The organism is Mycobacterium sp. IDUB_19 (assembly GCF_055419445.1).
On sequence record NZ_JBVAXR010000148.1, the window covers coordinates 1 to 1,241 of the forward strand.

The window sequence follows — 1,241 nt, forward strand, 5'->3', positions numbered from 1 at the left end:
AATTGGTCCCCGTTCATCCGCGCGACGGTGTCGGTGGCGCGGACATTGGCCTGCAGCCGCTCGCCGACGCTGCGCAATAGTTCGTCGGCGACGGCATATCCGAGCGTCTCATTGACCATGGCGAAGTCACTGATATTGAGCGCAATAACGCTGACCGGGACGCCGTGGTGAATGTGCAACCGAGCCGCGTGGGAGAGCCGATCGGCAAATAGCCGCTGATTCGCTAACCCGGTTAACGGGTCCCGCAGGGCGGCTTCCGACAGCGCGGCAAGCAGATGTTGTTTCCGGTCGAGCAGTAACAAGTGGCGGGCCAGCGTGGTGAGGAACAGCACCACACAGACCGAGTAGATAAACGCGTCGCCCGGATTTGCGGGCCAAAAGTGCACGCCACCGATGGCGATCGCCAACAGCACAGGCGCATACGGCAGCCACAGCGACGTTCTCGACAATGGTTGAGAAAAACCGAGGTCGAGTTCCGGTCCTGGGCGAGACGCAATTCCCGACAGCGCTATGAAGTACATTCCGGCGGCCCATCCGAGAATGACGAGATGACTGGGCACGTGTTCGGGATGGTCTTCAAAGACGTGCAGGACACCGGCCGCCGCGATGACTCCCCACCCCAGTGTCATGAGCGTCGGTGAGAGTTTGCGGCCCGGCTCGGCTTTCCGCACGGTGATGAATGAAATGATGACGAGCCCGAGATATACGGCTGTGGCGGTGGCCAACATCAGCTGCGGGAGGGTGACTATTTGTGCAGGTCGGCGGAAGTGACCCAGCACCAGAATGGCCAACACAATCAATAAAGATGCGGCGACCAGGAGGCCGTCGAGCAGGAGACCGATGCCGAATCGGGAGTCGTCACGGCTAGGAATGGTGACGGCGGTAGCGAACGCGCAAAGCGGCAAGACGATGTAGCCCAAGGTGGCCGCCGAGATGTCTGGCATCGGCGGAATGCCGCCCAGACTCACGTAACACCACACAAATTGGCCGGCTGTCCAGGCGGCCAGCCCGATGCTCAACACCATCCACGCCAGACGCTGGCGGCCTCGAGCGACCCGGGCGGCGTGGACCGCGCAGCCGTTCGTGAACATGCTCAGAACCCAGAGTCCTACCGGGACGGCCACCGCGCGATCCGACGCACCCTTTTCGGTGATCAGCAGCACACCGAACACGAGCAACCCGACAGTCGCCAACACGGCCACCGCGGATCGGCGTCGTGTCAGTGAGAACATTTCCCGTCC

The 1,241-nt window shown here is 62.1% G+C and carries 1 protein-coding gene; it reads right to left on the minus strand.

The genetic code is table 11. The features are described 5' to 3' along the window. Window positions 1–1,196 (minus strand): diguanylate cyclase domain-containing protein (locus ACZY0B_RS27525; protein ID WP_463767384.1); only part of this gene is annotated, 1,196 nt, incomplete at its 3' end. Window positions 1,197–1,241: the final 45 nt, after the last annotated feature.